19 protein-coding genes are annotated in these 20,442 nt (G+C 31.5%); 13 read left to right on the top strand and 6 right to left on the bottom strand.

The features are described 5' to 3' along the window. Positions 1–3: 3 nt before the first annotated feature. The 7 genes from DM397_RS18210 (at position 4) to DM397_RS18240 (ending at position 7,664) form a co-directional block, all read left to right on the top strand. A complete protein-coding gene (locus DM397_RS18210; RefSeq protein WP_111378893.1) occupies positions 4–798 on the top strand; it encodes a hypothetical protein in 795 nt (264 codons plus the stop codon). Between the two features lie 83 nt (positions 799–881). Continuing rightward, on the top strand, positions 882–2,153 hold the full coding sequence (locus DM397_RS18215) for a peptidoglycan amidohydrolase family protein (RefSeq protein ID WP_111378894.1): 1,272 nt from the start codon (positions 882–884) through the stop codon (positions 2,151–2,153). After that, positions 2,122–3,165 carry an XAC2610-related protein gene (locus DM397_RS18220; protein ID WP_111378895.1) on the top strand — a complete coding sequence of 348 codons (1,044 nt, stop codon included), beginning with the start codon at positions 2,122–2,124 and terminating at the stop codon, positions 3,163–3,165. Before DM397_RS18215 ends, DM397_RS18220 begins: the two co-directional genes overlap by 32 nt. Before the next feature lie 55 nt (positions 3,166–3,220). Beyond that, on the top strand, positions 3,221–4,825 hold the full coding sequence (locus DM397_RS18225; protein ID WP_162615500.1) for a M23 family metallopeptidase: 1,605 nt from the start codon (positions 3,221–3,223) through the stop codon (positions 4,823–4,825). A 2-nt stretch (positions 4,826–4,827) separates the two neighbouring features. Beyond that, positions 4,828–5,631, top strand: a complete 804-nt coding sequence (locus DM397_RS18230) for a hypothetical protein (protein ID WP_111378897.1) — start codon at positions 4,828–4,830, stop codon at positions 5,629–5,631. Between the two features lie 295 nt (positions 5,632–5,926). Next, the gene (locus DM397_RS18235; protein ID WP_111378898.1) at positions 5,927–6,511 is read left to right on the top strand and encodes a Crp/Fnr family transcriptional regulator; all 585 of its coding nucleotides are present in this window, start codon (positions 5,927–5,929) and stop codon (positions 6,509–6,511) included. Positions 6,512–6,605: 94 nt separating this feature from the next. Beyond that, positions 6,606–7,664 (top strand): SDR family oxidoreductase, encoded by a 1,059-nt coding sequence (locus DM397_RS18240; RefSeq protein WP_111378899.1) that lies wholly within the window; start codon positions 6,606–6,608, stop codon positions 7,662–7,664. A gap of 239 nt (positions 7,665–7,903) precedes the next feature. Here DM397_RS18240 and DM397_RS18245 read toward each other — a convergent pair whose 3' ends face one another. Beyond that, the gene (locus DM397_RS18245) at positions 7,904–8,842 is read right to left on the bottom strand and encodes an L-threonine 3-dehydrogenase (protein ID WP_111378900.1); all 939 of its coding nucleotides are present in this window, start codon (positions 8,840–8,842) and stop codon (positions 7,904–7,906) included. A gap of 312 nt (positions 8,843–9,154) precedes the next feature. On the opposite strand from DM397_RS18245, the gene DM397_RS18250 reads away from it, so the two are divergent. The 3 genes from DM397_RS18250 (at position 9,155) to DM397_RS18260 (ending at position 13,945) form a co-directional block, all read left to right on the top strand. Next, positions 9,155–9,763, top strand: coding sequence for a hypothetical protein (locus DM397_RS18250; protein WP_111378901.1), 609 nt, complete (start codon positions 9,155–9,157; stop codon positions 9,761–9,763). After that, complete coding sequence (gene mfd / locus DM397_RS18255; protein ID WP_111378902.1) at positions 9,756–13,121, top strand: transcription-repair coupling factor; 3,366 nt, start codon at positions 9,756–9,758, stop codon at positions 13,119–13,121. Before DM397_RS18250 ends, mfd begins: the two co-directional genes overlap by 8 nt. Before the next feature lie 269 nt (positions 13,122–13,390). Next, positions 13,391–13,945: a DUF5683 domain-containing protein gene (locus DM397_RS18260; RefSeq protein ID WP_111378903.1), complete on the top strand. Its 555-nt coding sequence runs from the start codon at positions 13,391–13,393 to the stop codon at positions 13,943–13,945. Positions 13,946–14,445: 500 nt separating this feature from the next. Here the strand turns inward: DM397_RS18260 and DM397_RS18265 are convergent, their stop codons facing one another. The 3 genes from DM397_RS18265 to DM397_RS18275 all read right to left on the bottom strand — a co-directional run bounded on the left by DM397_RS18265 (position 14,446) and on the right by DM397_RS18275 (position 16,674). Continuing rightward, positions 14,446–15,102, bottom strand: a complete 657-nt coding sequence (locus DM397_RS18265) for a hypothetical protein (RefSeq protein WP_008466087.1) — start codon at positions 15,100–15,102, stop codon at positions 14,446–14,448. Between the two features lie 121 nt (positions 15,103–15,223). After that, positions 15,224–15,595, bottom strand: coding sequence for a YraN family protein (locus DM397_RS18270; protein ID WP_111378904.1), 372 nt, complete (start codon positions 15,593–15,595; stop codon positions 15,224–15,226). 179 nt (positions 15,596–15,774) lie between these two features. Beyond that, positions 15,775–16,674, bottom strand: coding sequence for a S66 peptidase family protein (locus tag DM397_RS18275; protein ID WP_111378905.1), 900 nt, complete (start codon positions 16,672–16,674; stop codon positions 15,775–15,777). Positions 16,675–16,904: 230 nt separating this feature from the next. Between DM397_RS18275 and DM397_RS18280 the strand changes: the two genes are divergently transcribed. The 3 genes from DM397_RS18280 (at position 16,905) to DM397_RS18290 (ending at position 19,056) form a co-directional block, all read left to right on the top strand. Continuing rightward, positions 16,905–17,999, top strand: a complete 1,095-nt coding sequence (locus DM397_RS18280) for an endonuclease/exonuclease/phosphatase family protein (protein ID WP_111378906.1) — start codon at positions 16,905–16,907, stop codon at positions 17,997–17,999. A gap of 65 nt (positions 18,000–18,064) precedes the next feature. Further along, positions 18,065–18,604 carry a 3-hydroxyanthranilate 3,4-dioxygenase gene (locus tag DM397_RS18285; protein WP_111378907.1) on the top strand — a complete coding sequence of 180 codons (540 nt, stop codon included), beginning with the start codon at positions 18,065–18,067 and terminating at the stop codon, positions 18,602–18,604. 140 nt (positions 18,605–18,744) lie between these two features. After that, on the top strand, positions 18,745–19,056 hold the full coding sequence (locus DM397_RS18290; protein WP_091128812.1) for a hypothetical protein: 312 nt from the start codon (positions 18,745–18,747) through the stop codon (positions 19,054–19,056). Between the two features lie 2 nt (positions 19,057–19,058). On the opposite strand, the gene DM397_RS18295 is transcribed toward DM397_RS18290, so the two are convergent. Next, positions 19,059–19,349: a type II toxin-antitoxin system RelE/ParE family toxin gene (locus tag DM397_RS18295; protein ID WP_091128809.1), complete on the bottom strand. Its 291-nt coding sequence runs from the start codon at positions 19,347–19,349 to the stop codon at positions 19,059–19,061. Positions 19,350–19,402: 53 nt separating this feature from the next. Continuing rightward, complete coding sequence (locus DM397_RS18300; protein WP_167511656.1) at positions 19,403–20,359, bottom strand: MBL fold metallo-hydrolase; 957 nt, start codon at positions 20,357–20,359, stop codon at positions 19,403–19,405. Positions 20,360–20,442: the final 83 nt, after the last annotated feature.

Genomic DNA, 20,442 nt, shown 5'->3' on the forward strand with positions numbered 1-20,442 from the left:
ATTATGAATAAAATTAAAATTTCAATTTTTTTAATTTGTTTGAATATTTTGTTTTCTTGTAAACATAAAGAACAATTTCAAACTAAAACAGCGATTGTAAAAAAGGATTCTTTATTTCTAATTAAAGATACAGCTGTATTTGGAGAATCGACCGAAGGAACCGAAGTTAAATTATTTAAACAATTAAATAATAATGATTCAATAATTAAGGTAGAAACTTTTGGAGAGATGGGCAATGTAAATTACATATTTACATTTAATAAAAAATTATTAAATGTTGTACATATTACGAATCATTATCAGGAACCTATTTATATAAATTCAACACCTAAAATATTAAGAAAAGAGAAAGAATCATTAAAGGAATCTAACAAAGATAGATTCACAGATCTTTTCTATGAATATAAAAGCTTTTTTATTAAGACAGAAAGCAAAAAAAATAAAGTTTTATTAAGTTCAAAATGGTGTGGAGAATATTCATTTACAATGAATGAAGATAGTGATGATTGGCGAGATATGCGTGATATTTCCATTACAATAAATAAAGATTCTGTAACGTATTTAGCAAAAGGATTTCAATTATATGAGTTTTATCGAATTTATGCAATTGAAAAAAATGATAGTTTAAAATTGACTTTTGAAAAAGATCTTAATAATGCTAATAGTTGGGCGTTGAAAAAAACTAAAAACTTTGGTGTAATCACATTTGATAGTAAAAACTACAATTGGGTAAGTCCATATATTGACATTAATTTTAATGATGGGAAAAAGAATACTTACATTTTAAAGAAAGAATAAATGTGATCGTTATTTCTACGGAAAGTCTCGTGGCATAAAAGCAGGCGAAAAACTTAAACTTAACTATTTACGAAAAAGACAAAATGCTTTTTGATGTTAAAGATGTTATAGTCGATACAAGTGGTGCAATACAAGCAACTTTAAAGTGGGATAACATTAGTCAAAAATTACCTATGCGCACCGTTTATGCTGTTGTGCAGGATAGTGAAGATAAAATATTATACAATGGCACTAAAACCACAAATGGCGGTGTGGTCGTTACTAAAAAAAGCGCTTTGCTTGGTTTGGCAGAGTATAAGAGTGCTGTTTTGGTGAAGAAGTCTGACAGCAGTATTTCTAAAATAAATAATAAAAACTGCGCTTGTGAATGCGAGGCAAGAGTTAGGGCATTTATGAGGATGTTGAGGGATGAGGAAGGCGTGGCAGGAGAAATAGGATATGAAACACTATGTGGAGGAGAGTCATTCATAAAAAATTATGGAAAGAATTGGGATGACCATCCGCAAATAAAAGTTTATATCAAGAGAATAAATGATTATTCAAGTGCTGCTGGAGCATATCAAGTTATGGGATATACGTGGAATGGTATGATTGAATATAGAAAAAAGTATAATATTTCAAATTTTAACCAAGAAAATCAAGATAGATTTATTGTCGTTTTACTGAAGCATAAAAGGTTCGACCCTTTACCTGAATCTGTGATAAAAAAGTATGGAGAAAAATTTAGAAATGCTCATGGACACATGATAAAAATGATACTAACTCAGAATTATAATAAATTATTTTTAACTGCTTCTTTAGAATGGGCTAGTTTTCCAGACTCTCCTTATGGACAACAAAGAGCAGATTACACTATTAAAGAGGTTAAAGTTAAATATGATAGTTACTTGAATGAGGAATTAAAAGGCAAAAGTGACTTACATATTAAAAAAGGATTTTTACAAGGATTCGGATATGACTGTACTTGTAGTGGTCAAAATAAAAAATTAAGTAAACAAGGTTATGATATAAATAAAGCCGTTAGCTATATTGAGTCTCATGCCGAATCTCAATCATTAAGTAAATGTGCAACGTATGTTAGATTGGCTATAGAAGCAGGTGGATTAAAGTCCAATGCACAGCCTCGAAATGCCTTAAATTATTTTGGTATTTTAAAACAATTAGGTTTTAAGGAACTTCAAACAACTACTTATATAAAAGGAGACATAGTAGTTTTTGATGCTGTAACAGGTCATCAATATGGGCATATTGCAATGTGGACAGGTACAGAATGGATTTCAGATTTTAAACAAAAAAGTATAATTGTAAATAACGCATATAACAATGGAAAAAGTTCAATTTTTAGATGGGAATAAAAATAAAATTATGAAATATATAAGTTTATTCATTTTAATGTTTTCGATTCAATCTTGTTTTCAAAAAAATGAACAGAGTTCGATATCTCAAAAAGATATAAATGGTACAGAACAAATTCAGGAAAATGATTCATTGATAATTAATACAATAAAAGAGTTTTACATTTCTTATATTTTCGAAAATTCAAAAAATGAAATCAATCCCAGCTTTATAAACAAAATAAAAGATAAATATATATCAAAAAAATTGTTACAAAATATTAGGAATCAAATGGAAAATGGCAGTTTAGATTGGGATCCTTTTGTAAATGCACAAGATTTTTATGATGGTTGGATTAAAACGTTGAAAGTTAAAAAGGATGAATCAGTAAACAATCAATACATTGTAAGTTATTATAATGGAAAAGAAGATGAAAAAATGTATTTAGGAGTAATAAAAGAAAAGAATCAATATAAAATTGATTTTATCATTAGGCATGATAATAAAATAATCAAACAAGAAAATTTGCAAGAATGCTTTTATAAAAAATTACTGAAAGACAAAACTATCCATATAATGAAGTCTGAAATTGTGAATTCACAAGATTTAAAAATTACATTAATTGATAGTAAGTCCAATATTATTTTTCAAGAATTAAATTATACCCCATTTAGTTTTGATTTTAACTGTAAATCAACAGCATTTACTGATGACATTCCTTTACATAATGACTACGAAATAATCGTTGGAGATTACAACTTTGACTCACTTGATGATTTTGCAATTGTATATGACAATAGCATTAATACGGGAACAATTTATACTTATTTTTTTCAAAATTTAGAAGGTTTTTTTGAAGAAGATAAGCTTTTTCCTGTTAGACTTATTCCTTCAAAAATAAACAAAATCAACAAAACTTTGGAACAAGTAAGCATTGTTGGATGTTGCAAAATAAATACTGTTATTTATCAATTAACAGATGACAACAAATGGGTAGTAATTTCATCTAAACAGAAAAATATTACTAATTAATACTGCTAATGGTAATGTTCCAAAGTTAGTGATGAAGTTGTTTTCCCAAATTTTAATGAAGATAGAGGAATTAAAAATTGGCGCACCGCATTTAAAATTGGCCAATGAGAATAATGTTTTTAAATCTAAAAACCACCTTAACGTAGAAGATAAACGCGAAATCTACTCTGCCCAAATTGGCACACAAGATGGTAAGCAAAGACATTATCATGTAGACTACAACAAAATAAGTTATTTCTACGGCAAGTCTCGTGGTATAAAAGCGGGAGAAAAACTAAAAATCACGATTTACGAGAAAGGGAAAAAGCTTTTTGATGCGACTAATGTATCAGTCGATACCAGCGGTAAAATAACAGCAACTTTAAAATGGGATACCATAAGCCAAAAACTGCCAAATCGCGTTGTTCATGTGGTGGTCGTAGACAGTGAAAACAAGATTTTGTATGAGGGTAATAAAGTTGCCAATGGAGGAGTGCATATTACAAAAACTAGTTCTTTGCTGGGATTGGCGGAGTATAAGAGTGCTGTTTTGGTTAAGAAGTCTGAGAGTAATGATAGGAGTAAATCCAAACTTGTGATTTTTCCATTGCTTGTTAAACCTGAGAATGATGAAAATCAAAAGTGGGGCAAAATTAGAAATTGGACTGCAAAACAAGGAGTTAATATGACAACTTTTAATTCTAACAGGAATAGTGGAGCAAGAAAACATGCTGCTAGGGATTTGTATACAAATCCTCTTACTGAAGTTGTTGCAATTGCAGATGGAATAGTACTTGAGATTGCCGATTTTTACTGTCAAACTCATCAAGTAACAGTAAGACATACTCTTAAAGATGGCAGAGATTTTATAATCAGGTATGGTGAACTTGATCCTAAAAGTATAAATGTAAAAGTAGGAGAAGAAATTAAGCAGAAACACATTCTAGGAAAAACAGGAAAACTTCTTGATTACATTAAAAAAACAGGAAAATATATTCCGCTAATGAAAATAAAAGATGAAATTGTTTATATGCTTCATTTCGAATACTATAGTGGAAGTTTAGGTTTTGATTTAAATAAAGCTCCATTAACAAACGGGTCAAAACCATTTTTAAGAAGAAGTGATTTGTTAGATCCTATATCTATTTTAAAAGAAGGATATAAGAATTCATTTGAAACTACAATTGGGTCAAAAGAAGGTGATAGTGAATTATTTGATGAGGAAGATGCAAGAATGGCATTATTGAAAATTTATAAAGAGTATGGAGAAGAAATAGCAATAATAGTTGAAAAGATGTATCGTTTAGAAACGGATCATTTTAAATCAGAACAGTATCAGTATTGTGGAACTGGAGGAATGGAAGTTTTTGGACAAGCACCTTATTATGGATGGGACTCTTCAACTTTCAAGAAACATCCAGAGTATAGTCCTATAGGGACATGGAGTGCAATGGAAAATAAAGGATTAGATGGTAAAGGTGGAAATGCTCAGCAGAAAGATAAACCCAAGAATTTTGTTAAGTTGCCATCAGTTTTAGCAGGAATGATTTACAAGGCCGACTATATAAATAGATATGATGGTAATTATGCAACTTGGTATAATAAAACTAATTTAGAAGCGCAGGAAAAATATAGAGAATCTTTAAAAGCAATAGTACCAAGAATAGTAAAAACATTTTAAAAATGAAGTTAGCGAAAAATATTATAGTATTAATTACATTGGTATTCATCTTATCATGTAAGTATAACGAAGATAAAAAAGTAATACAAAAAAACATTAGAGAAGTTCCAGTCAAAAAAACTGAAACATTACTTAAAAAAAACAATCAGGGATCTGAAGATTTAAAAATTGATTGTTCTCAATTAGTTTTAAGCTTAATACAAAAATCAAATTTTAAAAATCCTTTCAAAGAGAATTTAAAAATTGAAATTATAGACAATAACGGTGTTAATATGAAATTACGTTTGTTTGATGCAAATGACAAATCAGAAAATACTGTTGGATGGATTGTTTTTGATGCTGAAAACATGAGACTTCTTGATATTACTAATGATGATAAAAATCCAGAAAAGTTAAAATTCGACAAAATAATATGGAATAAAATTATTGCTTGCTTATTTAATAATGATCGTAGTTTTTGTTTTGATGAAAATGAGAAAGTATCACAAAATGAAGATTGTAAAAAGATTATAGAGGATATGGACAATATAGAAGAATGTTTATTTAAAAACACCAACCTTAAGGATGTGTATAATAAATTAGTTGAAGAACATGGAGTGAATGATTCTGAATTTTTAAGCAAAGTATTGCCTAAATCAAGTGAGATTATTGCTGTAAATCAAAAAGGAATAATGAATATTGAGTACAAAGTTATGAATAATACTAAAGTAGAAATTATTATGAATTATCAGGGAGGCATTACAATAATAGAATTACAGAAAATTAATAATAATGTAAAGCAAATCATTACTTATAGTGCAGATTAAAGTATTAGAAAATTTTAAATTATAAAACAAATCTCAATGTTATTTGGTAATGTTCTAAAGTTATTGATAAAGTTTTCTAGGTGATATAAATGATGAAATCGCTAGTTTTAAAAAAGGTTTAAAACGTATAAAATGATGGAAAGTTATACTTCGTGTTTCAAAGCTTAAAACGTAAATCAAAAAAATCCAAAGCAGGTTTCTGGCTTTGGATTTTTTTTTTGCCTGATAAATTTAAAAGAGTTGTAATTTTGAAAGAATAGAAGTCTTGTAAATTGAAACTTTAAAACCCAAAAGAATGGAACATTATGAATCTTTAATAAAACATTTGCAAGACAGAATAGAACTTTCTGAGGAAGAAGCCAATCTATTTGTTTCTAATTTTAAAATAAAAAAGATCAAGAAACGACAGTTTATAGTACAGCCTGATTTTGTTGCTAAACACAGAAATTATGTGGTAGAAGGTGCTTTACGAGCGTATGTTGTAAATGATGAAGGTCAGGAACATACAATTGCCTTTGCTATTGAAGATTGGTGGATTTCTGACTATAATAGCTACATCTACCAACAGCCTGCCACGATGTTTGTTATGGCTTTAGAAGATGCTGTTTTGCTTCAAATAGATTTCGAAACAGAAGCGAAATTAAAGATGGCTAACCCAAAATTTGAAACTTTTTTTCGAATTACAGCAGAACGTACTGCCGCATTTTTTCAACGAAGAATTATTACAAATCTCACCTCTTCGGCAGAAGAGCGTTATGACAAATTTATAACCCAATTCCCTTTAATCGCAAATCGAGTGCCTCAATATGCATTGGCTTCTTATTTAGGAATGACAACAGAATTTCTTTCGAAAATAAAAAACAATAAATTGAAAAAATAAACTTGAACTAGTTCAACCTTATTTCATAATCCACTTCATTTTATAGCAGTTTAGCTTGTCTGAACTTTGTAAAACAATTTTAAATACAAAGAAAATGACAGCAAATAAAAACACAGCATTGGTTGTTGGCGCAAATGGCGTTATCGGTGCAAATCTTATAGAATATCTTTTATCTACTAAGAACTGGGATGTTATTGGATTGTCTCGAAAAGGAGGCAAAAACGCTCCTAATCTGAAATACATTTCAGTTGATTTGCTAGATGCTGAAAACAGTAAAAAGCAGTTATCAGAGCTCACAAATATTACTCATATATTTTATACCGCTTATCAAGATCGTCCATCATGGGCTGAGCTTGTTGAGCCTAATCTGAACATGCTCAAAAATGTAGTGGAGATAATTGAGCCAATAGCTAAAGACTTACAGCATATTAGTTTGATGCAAGGATATAAAGTGTATGGAGCTCATTTGGGACCGTTTAAAACTCCAGCCAAAGAAACAGATGCAGGACACATGCCTCCAGAATTTAACATTGACCAACAGCAATATTTAGAAAAAAAGAAAGAAGGGAAAAAGTGGAATTGGAGCGCCATTAGGCCTTCTGTTGTTGGTGGCACAGCAATAGGAAATCCAATGAATCTGGCACTTTTGATTGCTGTTTATGCTTCAATTTCTAAAGAATTAAATGTTCCGCTTCGATTTCCTGGAAAAGCAGGAGCTTACGATAAACTTATGGAAATGACAGATGCGGGTCTATTAGCCAAAGCTACAGTTTGGGCAGCTACAAATCCAGAATGTGCAAATCAGGCTTTTAATATTAATAATGGTGATCTGTTTCGATGGACAGAACTTTGGCCTAAAATTGCATCTTATTTTGATATTCCTGTTGCAGCGCCACTACAAATGGAACTAAAAACTGTAATGGCTGACAAAAAGATTTTATGGGAAAATATTCAGGAAAAACACAATTTAGAAAAACACGATTATGAAAAATTAGCCAGTTGGAACTTCGGAGATTTTGTCTTTTCTTGGGATTATGATTTTTTTGCCGATGGAACCAAAGCAAGACGTTTAGGATTTCATGAATTTATAGATACAGAAGAAATGTTTTTTAGTCTTTTTGATCAATTACGTCAAGAAAAAATTATACCATAAATGAAAGGATGTTTTTTGAAGTAAATAAAATAAAAAAAGCACCGCATATGTCAATAAATAGGACTTTTTCTTTTTAAGATAAAGCTTTATTTGAATAGCCTCCAGCTTTAGCTGGAGGAATTAGATTTGAATAGAAAAGGGCTTTAGCCCAACCGTTACAGTTTTGGCTAAAGCCCTTATTGTGATTTATTTTTCCATCCAACTAAAGTTGGACGCTATTCAAACCTCAGTTTATTGATTTAACTCAAATGCTCAATCATATCTTTTGTCATAGTTTCCAAATCAAATTTATGATTCCATCCCCAGTCTTCTCTTGCAGAACTGTCGTCAATACTTGCTGGCCAGCTGTCCGCAATTTTTTGACGGAAATCTGGATTATAAGTAATTTCAAATTCAGGAATATGCTTTTTGATTTCTGCAGCAATTTCAGTTGGAGTAAAACTCATTGCAGCCAAATTGTATGAAGAATGTATTTTGATTTCTTCAGCCGGAGCTTTCATGATGTTAATAGTCGCATCAATTGCATCATCCATATACATCATTGGCATTTTGGTTTCAGATGATAAGAAGCATTCGTATTTTTTATCAGCAATTGCTTTATAGAAAATATCAACTGCATAATCTGTGGTTCCGCCTCCTGGAGGAGTAGACCAGCTGATTAAGCCTGGATAACGAATACTGCGAACATCTACACCATAAATGTTATGATAATATTCGCACCATCTTTCGCCTGCTTGTTTACTGATTCCGTAAACTGTAGAAGGTTCCATTACGGTATATTGAGGTGTATTTTCTTTTGGAGTTGTTGGTCCAAAAACAGCAATACTTGAAGGCCAGAAGATTTTCTGAATCTTTTTAGCTTTCGCTAAATTCAAGACATGAAAAAGAGAATTCATATTCAAATCCCAAGCAAAAGCTGGATTTTTTTCAGCAGTTGCAGATAAAAGTGCCGCCATCAGATAGATATCTGTAATCTTGTGCACTTCGACCAAATGTTCGATCTGATTAAAATCTAAAGCATTGACCACTTCAAAAGGGCCTGAATTCACAACATCAGTATTAAGTTTTCGAATATCAGAAGCGATAACATTCTCGGTTCCGTATAATTTACGCAGTTTTTGCGTCAGTTCTGTTCCAATCTGACCGCAGGCGCCAATGATCAATATTTTAGGATTCATTTTTTGATAATTTTTTAGAGATACAAATATAACGTTTTCGCAATTACGAGCACTTTTTTGGAGAATAAATTATAAATTCAATAATTAAAAAGTTTGTTTGTTATATTATTCTCTTTTAAAAGTGTGTCTTTGTGCCTTTTTTAAAATCAGTTAAAAAAGCCCTGTTTTATTAGAAAAATCGCTTTTCAAATTATAACGCCGACAGCCATAAAAAGACAAAAAAATAACCTTGATTTATAGAATCTTTAGCAAAAAACAGAATTCATAATTGTAAATTTACTTCGTAACTTTGCGGTCAAACTATTTTTATCAATGAAATATCAAATATCTCTTTTTTTGCTTTTAACAACTCTATTATTTTCTTGCCAAAATGAAAATGAAAAGCGCTTTGCAGAAAATGCAAAAGAAGCGAAGAAGAAAGAAGTTATTTTTAATAATATAAATAAGGGCTGGACTTTTCTAGACGAACCTATTAACGAAATCTCAGAATCACAATTGAATTCTTGGACAGAATGGCGTGAATTCATGAAAGAAATTGGAGAAAAGCCTCGAAAGACCATTGGCGCGTTTCAGAAAAAATCGGCGGCTATTTCTAAAAAAGCAATGGCTTTAAACAATAATATTCCAGCTCAGTTTAACCAGCCTCAAATCAAAAGCCGTATTTCTATTTTAATAACAAAAATTAAAATGCTGGATTTATTTATTCATTTAAGTAAAATTCCAGATGATAAAGTGGTTTTTTTAATACAGGAAATCAATAAAGAACTGATTTCACTGGAGAGACAAATGGATAAAATTGTCGAAAAAGCCAAAATCCCGAAAGAACAAGGAGAAGAAGATTTCCTTAGAATGTTAGACACAACACGCGCGATTCCAAATTCGGCACCGCCAATAGATCCAAATATACCGAGAGTTGAGTAAAAACGCTTTATATACTACATACGACAATCTGCCAAAAGCAGAGCAGATTGCTAAAAATTTACTGGAAGGAAATCAGGTAAAAATGAACATCAGCGGATTGTTAGGATCTGCTGTTTCATTTATTATCCGTTCCGTTTTCAAGAAAACCGAACTGCCTTTTCTGATTGTTTTAGACAATAAAGAAGAAGCTGCGTATTATCTAAACGATTTGGAACAAATGATTGGAGAACAAGATGTACTGTTTTATCCCGCATCATTTCGCCGTCCGTACCAAATTGATGAAACCGATAATGCCAATGTTTTGCTTCGTGCTGAGGTTTTAAATAGAATCAATTCTAGAAAAAAGCCAGCAGTAATTGTTACGTATCCAGAAGCGCTTTTTGAGAAAGTAGTTACCAGAAGAGAACTCGATAAAAACACTTTAAAAGTAGCTTTGAACGATAAAATTTCGATTGATTTTATCAACGAAGTTTTGTTCGAATACGAATTCAAGAGAGTAGATTTTATTACCGAGCCTGGAGAATTTTCAGTTCGTGGTGGAATTGTCGATGTGTTCTCTTTCTCAAATGATCATCCGTATCGAATTGAGTTTTTTGGAAACGAAGTAGACAGCATTAGAACTTTTGATGTTGAAACACAATTATCTGTTGAAACGCATAAAAAAATAACGATTATCCCGAATGTTGAAAACAAACTTTTTCAGGAAAACCGTGAGAGTTTCTTAGATTATATTGCCGAAAAAACTGTTCTTTTTATTCAAAATACTGAGGGACTTTTTTCTCAGTTGGACAAACAGTTTGCAAGAGCAGAAGAAGCTTTTGAGAAACTTTCGAAAGAAATAAAACATGCTACGCCAGAACAATTATTTTTAAATCAGGCGTCATTTATCAAAAGATCTTTAGATTTTTCGGTTGTAGAATTGGCTTCAAGACCAGTTTATAAAACCACTAAGAATTTCGAATTTCATATTCAGCCACAGCCATCTTTCAATAAGCAATTTGATTTATTGCTGAATAATCTGAGCGATAATCATTTTAACGGATATGTCAATTATCTGTTTTGTTCGAATGATACACAAGCAAAACGTTTTCATGATATTTTTGAAAGCTTAGACGAAGCGAATTCTGAAAATATCAGGAAACATTATCATACAATTGTACTGCCTTTATATCAAGGTTTTATTGATGAAGAAAATCAGATAACGGCTTACACAGATCACCAGATTTTTGAACGTTATCATAAATTCAACATTAAAAATGGATATTCAAAAAAGCAGAATATCACTTTAAAAGAACTGACCGCGCTTTCGGTTGGCGATTATGTAACACACATCGATCACGGAATCGGGAAGTTTGGCGGACTGCAAAAAATTCAGGTTGAAGGCAAAACGCAGGAAGCCATAAAATTGGTTTATGCCGATAATGATATTGTGTATGTGAGTATTCACTCGCTTCATAAAATCTCGAAATACAACGGAAAAGATGGAACGCCTCCTAAAATCTATAAACTAGGGTCGAACGCTTGGAAGGTTTTAAAACAGAAAACCAAAGCACGAGTAAAACATATTGCATTCAACTTAATTCAGCTTTATGCCAAACGTCGTTTAGAAAAAGGTTTTCAGTTTGCGCCAGACAGTTATCTTCAAAACGAATTAGAAAGTTCGTTTATTTACGAAGATACTCCAGATCAAATGAAATCGACTGCAGAAGTAAAAGCCGATATGGAAAGCGATCGCCCAATGGACCGTTTGGTTTGTGGTGATGTTGGTTTTGGAAAAACAGAGGTTGCGATTCGTGCCGCTTTTAAAGCAGTTGATAATAGCAAACAAGTTGCGGTTTTAGTTCCGACAACCATTTTGGCGTATCAGCATTATAGAACTTTCTCTGAACGTTTGAAAGATATGCCAGTTTCAATTGGTTACTTAAATCGATTTAGAACTGCAAAGCAAAAAACACAAACCTTAAAAGATCTAGCAGAAGGAAAACTAGATATTGTTATTGGAACACATCAGTTAGTAAACAAAAATGTAGTTTTTAAAGATCTTGGTTTATTGATTGTCGATGAGGAACAAAAATTTGGAGTAAACGTAAAAGATAAATTAAAAACCATTGCGGCGAATGTTGATACGCTGACTTTGACAGCAACGCCAATTCCGAGAACTTTACAGTTTTCGTTAATGGCGGCACGAGATTTATCGGTAATTACAACGCCTCCGCCAAATCGATATCCTATTGAAACTAATGTTGTTGGTTTTAATGAAGAAATTATCCGTGATGCGATTTCGTATGAAATTCAGAGAAACGGACAAGTTTTCTTTATCAATAATAGAATTGAAAATATAAAAGAAGTGGCAGGAATGATTCAGCGTTTGGTTCCAAATGCAAGAGTCGGAATTGGCCATGGACAAATGGACGGCGCTAAACTGGAAGAATTGATGTTAGGTTTCATGAACGGGGATTTTGATGTTTTGGTGGCAACCACAATAATCGAAAGTGGTTTAGACGTCCCAAATGCCAACACGATTTTCATCAATAACGCCAATAATTTCGGATTATCAGATTTGCATCAAATGCGCGGTCGAGTAGGACGAAGCAACAAAAAAGCATTCTGTTATTTCATCTGTCCGCCGTATTCATCAATGACCGAAGATGCGAGAAAACGTATTCAGGCATTGGAGCAATTTAGCGAATTAGGAAGCGGTTTCAATATTGCAATGAAAGACCTTGAAATTCGCGGTGCTGGAGATTTATTAGGTGGAGAACAAAGCGGTTTCATCAACGAAATTGGTTTTGATACATATCAAAAAATCATGAATGAAGCGATTGAAGAATTGAAGGAAAACGAATTCAAAGATTTATACCCGGAAGAAAATGATATCGATACCAAAGAGTATGTAAAAGACATTCAAATTGATGCTGATTTTGAACTTTTATTCCCAGATGAATATATCAACAACGTTTCGGAACGTTTGGTTTTATATAACGAATTGGGTGCCATAAAAGACGAAGCTGGTTTACAGGAATTTGAGAAAAAACTAATTGACCGTTTCGGACCATTGCCAAAACCTGCTGTTGCTTTATTAAACAGCATTAGAATAAAATGGATTGCAACCAAAGTCGGAATAGAGAAATTGGTTTTGAAACAAGGCAAAATGATTGGTTATTTCGTCTCAGATCAGCAGTCTGATTATTATCAATCTGTGAAGTTCAGAAACGTTTTAAACTTCGTTCAAAAGCACAGCACACTCTGCAAAATGAAAGAAAAACAAACCGTTAATGGATTACGTTTGTTATTGACTTTTGAAAATGTGAAGTCTATTAAACGAGCTCTTGAATTGATGGAGTTGTTTGAAGAGTAAAAATAAAGTTTGCCACGAATTTGCTTCGCCTGTTCGCTATCGCTCGAGTCACGAATTCACACGAATTTTTTTGCCACAGATTAAAAAGAGTATGAAGATTAAAAAATCATTTAAATCCTTTTAATCTGTGGCAATAATTTTTTAAAATAATTCGTGTGAATTTGTGAAATTCGTGGCTAAAAAAAATTAAGCTTTCTTTATCTTTTATTTAAGAAAAATCTTAGAACTAAAAAGTTTTCTTTGAGTCAAATTTTCAAAGAGAACTTTATATGCAGAACCAGCTTATTCTACTATTTTTATTTTTAGGATTAACTACAATCTTCGCTCAGGGAAAGAGCAAAAACATTTTAAATGATTCTCTAAAATCAGAAACAATCGATCCGCTTCGTCCTGCAAAGGCTGCATTTTATTCGGCTGTTTTGCCTGGTTTAGGACAGATATATAACAAGAAATATTGGAAGGTTCCTTTGGTTTATGAGGCAATTGGCACAAGCACTTATTTTTATATTGACAATCAGAAAAAATATAATTTATATAGAGATGAGTATAAAAATAGACTTGAAGGTAAAAAAAGTGATTCTGAATTTTTAGCACGTTTATCAGAAAGCCAATTGACATCTGCTCAAAAAGAATATCAACGATACAGGGATTTATCAGCTTTATTTATAGTTGGGTTTTATGTTTTAAATATTATTGATGCAAATATAGATGCGGCTTTATCTCAATTTAATGTAGATGAAAGATTGGCATTTAAACCTGCAGTTATAAAAAATGATATCACATTTAAGAATGATTTTGGGTTTGCTGTGAATTATTCATTTTAAAATAAAAAATCACTCCGAAGAGTGATTTTAAGGGCATTATTGTGGTTTTGGTTAGATAATTATATCGTCAATTTGAAAAAAGCAATATTCAATTTGAATCTTAGAAATTAACTTATTTCAAAATAATTTAGCTCATTATTTGTTTTGGCATACAAGCAAAAACAGGTGATGTTTTTTTGATGCGTTAGCAAATATATAAAAATATTATCCGTAATAAATTATATGTAAAAAAACTTAATTCGTATTTTTTGTTAGTTTTTTATATAAAAGACACAAAATGCGATGTGAAGTGGCTTTTTGCAAGTAAGTGTCATTTTGACGCTTTTTAGAAATAAAGTTCATTTGAGAATTTGTATTTTGAGAATATTCTTATTTACTAAAAATGAAATTATGTCTAAGAACCTTTTATTCAAAAAAAATCCTTTTATCTTTCATTAAAAAGACAAAAGGATTTTTAAGGTATAGGGAAGAATCGGGATGATTCTTTAATCTTTATTAGTTTAGTTTTTCAAGTCCTTAATTACTTTAAATGCAACATCAACTTGATCTTCTCCAACTAAAATCGTAAATTCATTTGAAGTTGAAATTACCTCGTTGATAATAATTCCTTCCCAAGCCAAACGCTGGAAAATGAAGTAATAAATACCAGGAACAACAATATTTTCTTTTGGTAATTTTACAGTAATAGAAGCTAAATTATCCAATTTCTGGATTAATTTTTCTCTCATGAAGTGTTTCTCAACTAAGTGATTTACACTGCTGCTCACTACGATATTAGTTTCGTTTACGCCACGAGATGAGGTATAAAAAATATCAGATAAAGCATTAATATCGGAGATTAAATCTGCTTGTTTGTTTAAGACAGTTTCAGATGCTGCGAAAGTGTAATCTGTAAGCTCTGAGCGAACTGTGATTTCACCGATATTTTTAATTACTTTATTGATTTTGTGGTTCAATTTAAAATCTAGTTCTTCCGTCAGTCGTTTTAAAGACATTACTACAGCGCCTTGTTTTACTTCTTTCCCAAATTCACTTTCTAATTCGGTCATAATATTACGCGAAAGTGATGTTAGGTTAATAATTCCGAGTGACAGGGCATTTAATAAAAATGGTTTTGTTTTAATGTAGTTTTCTACAATAGAAGAAACAGTTTTCATAATTCTTTTTTTTTTTGGTAACAGTTGAGTTGGTTTGTTAATTTAACATTGCGATGTTATAATTCTTTGCAAATATAAATAAAAAAACAAATTGTTACAATTATAACAATAAAAAATTATGTTAAAAGTGATAAAATGCGTCGGTAAGATGTTCAATTGCAAATGATTCCCCGTCTTTATGGACCGCAATGATATCGAAACGGATTTCTAAATCTTCTTGAAAATCCTTTTCCCTATCGTTTATGTAGGCATTTACTGCTTTAATAAGTAATTGAATCTTTTTTTGCTTCACAAAATCTTGCGGAGAACCAAAATCTAAACTCGAACGAGTTTTAACTTCGACGATTGCCAAAACAGCGTCTTTTTGCGCAATTATATCTATTTCTGCTTTTTGGATGACAAAGTTTCTTTCTAGAATAGAATATCCATTTTCTTCAAGATGCGTAGCGGCGAGATCTTCGCCTAATTTTCCTAAGTCGTTATGTTCGGCCATGAGGTTTGTTTTTTGTTTCAAGTTTCAGGTTTCAGGTTTTTGAAAACTGAATAGTAGTTTTATGTTTTTTGCACGCAAAGACGCGAAGTCGCAAAGTTTTAATATTCTTTGTGGCTTCGCGTCTTTGCGAGATTTTATGTGGTATTATTAGACTTGCTTAAATCATAAGCAATGCGATATTACTTTTTAAAAGTAACCGTACTTCCAGAAGCTGTAACTTCTATAGAAACGGTATTTCCCATAATTAAAGCCCTGTTGTCTCTAATATGGCCTGCAGGAAAATTAAAAATTACTGGAATATTGTATTTTTTAGTTACATCATCAATAATTTCCAAAGCGTTTTTCCCCCAAGGTACTTCGTTGTCTTTCATGCTTGTCATTCCGCCAATGATAATTCCTTTTAGATTCTCGATGCATCCGTTACGTCTTAGATTCATCATCATACGGTCGATGTGATACAGATATTCATCTAAATCTTCGATAAATAAAATTTTATCCTTGCAGTCAATTGCAGACGGAGATCCTAATAGACTATATAAAATAGATAAATTACCGCCGACTAATTCTCCAGTTGCACTTCCCAAACGATTCATCGGACTTGGGCTGATAGAGTAGGAAATAGGTTCGTTAAACAAAGCTGCTTTTAATGAACTTACCGCATCTGGAGTGGCTCTAGGGACTGTTACCGGCATAATACCATGAATAGATTTGTAACCCATAGTATTCAAATGATTATGAAGAACGGTTACGTCACTAAAACCAATAACCCATTTTGGGTGCTGTTTGAATTTAGTAAAATCTAGTAAATCTAACATTCTAACAGTGCCATATCCGCCGCGAACACACCAAATTGCTTTAATATTTGGATTGTCCATTTGTTTTTGAAAATCGGCAGCTCGCTGTTCATCTGTTCCAGCCAATTGATTATAATCTAAACCGATTGTTGATCCGATTACAGCTTCTAAACCCCAGCTGTGCAATAAATCTATGGTTGGTTTTAAATTGTCATCGATGTTTTTTCTTGCTGTTGCCAAAAGTGCCACAGTATCTCCTTTTTGTAAATAAGGCGGTGTTATCATGTTTTGTTGAGATTGACAGTTGAATGATTGTAAAGCAAAAATAAGAAATGCGAGTTGAAACAGAGTATTTGGCTTCTTACTATTTAAAAGGTTTTTCATGATCATCATTTGCTTCTTTTCATTTGTATGAAAAAACAAATATAGAAATTTTAGATTTTAAATCTATTTGAATTTTCTTACAATTAGATAAAAAAGAGTAATATTGAATTGTTTTTTAAAATATTAAATCCATGCACTTTTTTAGAATCTTTTTATTAGCCACACTTTTTTCAATTCAATCGCAATCTCAATCCAAAAAGTATAAAATACATACAATCGCCTTTTACAATTTCGAAAATCTCTATGATACTGTAGATGATGTATTTACAAATGATGATGAGTGGACACCAAATGGGGCACAGCATTGGACCACAGAGAAATACCGGCAGAAACTAAAGAACTTGGCAAGGGTTTTATCTGAAATTGGAACATCTGAGAATTCAAACGCTCCAACTTTAATTGGAGGAGCTGAAATCGAGAATCGTAACGTTTTAGAAGATTTAATCAGAGAACCAAAACTACAGCCTTTAGATTTCGGAATCATTCATTTTGATTCGCCAGACAAACGTGGTATTGATGTGGCGCTACTTTATCAGAAAAAGTATTTCAGACCAACTTCTTATACGAATATTCCATTAATTATTTATAAAAAAGGAATTCCCAAAAAGGAAGAAGAGACCGAAATCTTAGATGATGAAATTGAAGTTAAAAAAGAAAATAAAAATCGAGTTTTTACAAGGGATCAGCTTTTGGTTTCAGGATTTTTAGAAGATGAAGAAATACATATTATTGTAAATCACTGGCCTTCGAGATCTGGTGGAGAAAAAGCAACAACAATGTTTCGAGAAGCCGCAGGAAAATTGAACAGAAAAATTATTGATTCGTTACAGCAGATAAATCCACAGGCAAAAGTATTGACAATGGGAGATTTTAACGATGGACCATTTAATAAAAGCATAAAAGAAGGATTAGGAGCAAAGGGCGTAAAGACTGAAGTTTCAGAATTTGATGTTTTTAATCCGTTTGAAGAACTTGCGAATAAAGGTTTAGGAACTATTGCGTATCGTGATTCTTGGAATATTTTTGATCAAATTATAATGACAGCCTCTTTGGTTAAATCGGATTTTTCGACTTTTAAGTTCTGGAAAGCGGGTATTTTCAATAGGCCTTATCTTATTCAAAATTTTGGGGCTTATAAAGGCTATCCGTTGCGGAATACATTAAATGAAGCAGGTTTTAGTGATCATCTTCCAGTTTATATTTATTTGATAAAAGAGGTTTTGTAGAGACGCACTGCGGTGCGTCTCTACAATTTCATTATCTTAGCTTTTCATAAATTAGAATTAAAAAAATGGCTATAGCAAAACCTTTCAACTTAACTAAATGGATTGACGAAAATCGTCATTTACTTAAACCGCCTGTTGGAAATAAAAATCTCTACGTAGATTCTGGTGATTATATTGTAATGGTTGTGGCGGGACCTAATGCACGAAAAGATTATCATTATAACGAAACAGAAGAGCTTTTTTATCAGTTAGAAGGAAGTATAAAAGTGGTAATTCAGGAAGATGGCCAGCGTAAAGAAATGGAATTAAATGCAGGTGATATGTATCTGCATCCTGCAAAAGTGCCTCATTCTCCTGTTCGCTCAGAAGGTTCAATAGGACTTGTTATAGAAAGAAAACGCGCTGGACAAGGTTTTACAGATGGTTTGCTTTGGCATTGCGATAACTGCAATCATAAATTGTATGAAGTGTATTTTGAACTTCATAACATTGAGAAAGACTTTCTACCTCATTTTGAACATTTCTACAATTCAGAAGAATTAAGAACCTGTGATAATTGTGGAACCGTTATGGAAACTGATCCGAGGTTTGTGGCGAAGAAATGAAGAAATAATGTTTATTACATATAAAAAATAACCCAACAACTATTGTAAGCTTGTTGGGTTATTTTTTTAACGCTAAAAAAGAAGATTGTATCATTTTTGAAGTATATTTGTATTACAAATAACTCATAAATATATCAAAAATGATACAAGAAATAATTGCATATAAAAATATTGTCGATAATATTGAGAGTTTAATGAACAAATCACCCTTTAAAAAAAGCTATATTATTGAGCAAGTTGGTATTCCAAGTCCAACGTTCTATCGTAAGTTAAAGACTCAAACTTTTTCTGCCGATGAAATGCTTTCTATTGCTAAAATTCTTTCTCCAGAAGAAAACTTTAGATTAGAATTAAAAGAGGAAATCGAGCAGGGTAAACGTGATCTCGAAAATGGAGATTTTATTACTCATGAAGAAATGCTGGCAGAATTAAGAAGTAAAAAACTTATATAGATTTACAAATCATAAGGATTTAAAGGTCGTTGGCGATTATTCCAAAAAGCAATCAGTTTTATTTGATTTTCTTTTATTGCATAATATAAAGTAATATGTTTTGAGATTACTATTTCCCGGCATTCTAAATCATCCCTATATTTTCCTATTTGAGGATTTTTTTCTAATAACTTATTTACTCTTAATACATCGAGAATAAATTTTTCTGCTATTAATGGTGACCAATATAATTCTAAATAATTTCGAATAGAGTAAAAGTTATATTTTGCTTTTTTTGACCAAACAATTTCCATTTAATATAATTTATCTGGCTAAAATATAAAAAATAACTTACAAATTGTATTTTCTATAATTCAAGTTTTTTCCCCTGCTCAGGATAAATAATCTTCAATCTTAAATCATTTTGAGCTTTTAACTGCTCTTTTATTTTAGCAATATTCTTTGCAGGCGGTTTCAAATGTGTGATAATAATTTTAAAGTTTTCAAGAGAACCTTTTCCAGCTAAATTCTCTAGAACATGAAGTTCTTTCAATAAATATTTAGGAGTTAAGTGACCAAATAGAAATTTATCTGGCTGTTCATTTGGAAACGAAACTTCAATAAAAATTCCTTTCAATTTTTTGGCTTTAACCAATGGAGCAACTGCGGTCCATAAATCGCGAAGATTATTGCTTTTTTCTACTTCATCTGGTCCTGTGTCTCCTAAATATAAGGCATAGTCATTTTCATTTTTAATTAAGAAAGCAGTACTTTCAAATGGGTTAACATGACTTAGCGAAAATGCTTTAACTGTCATTTTGGTATTCGTCAAAGAAGTTTCTTCTTCCAAATTTAAAGTCTGAAAATGGTATTTTTTTAAAGGAAATCCTGGCCCTGCGTCTCCAAAATTAGCCCAAGTCTGATCGTTGAAATAATGGTTTTCCATCATTTCCATACACTTATTTGTAGCATAAACTGTTTTAGAAGAATCGGCAGGAGAATTAATAATCAAACCCGAAACATGATCTAAATGTGCGTGAGAGATTAAATATCCTTTGATGTGTTTTCGTAAAACCTCACTTGTAGAAACTTTAAAAGTTTTCTTCTCAATAGCTTTTTCAATTCCTGCGTTTACGGTTCCAGCGTCAAGGCAGATATAATCAGTTGTGTTGGCTGGAGCGATTAAATAAGCAGAGAGATTTTTTTCGTCAATACCGCCCATTACACCTAATGGAACTACAGAAAAAGAGGTTTTTGTTTTTTGAGAAAAGATATTGGTTGTTATTAAAAGAAAACAAAGGAAAAGCCTAGTATAAGCGGTCATATTTTTAATTTTAAGTAATGCAAATTTCATTAAATAAATTCAATATTGAGGTTTCGTTTCTGTTAATACTATAAAATAAGCTT

Source organism: Flavobacterium nitrogenifigens (assembly GCF_003254565.1).
Lineage (GTDB): Bacteria > Bacteroidota > Bacteroidia > Flavobacteriales > Flavobacteriaceae > Flavobacterium > Flavobacterium nitrogenifigens.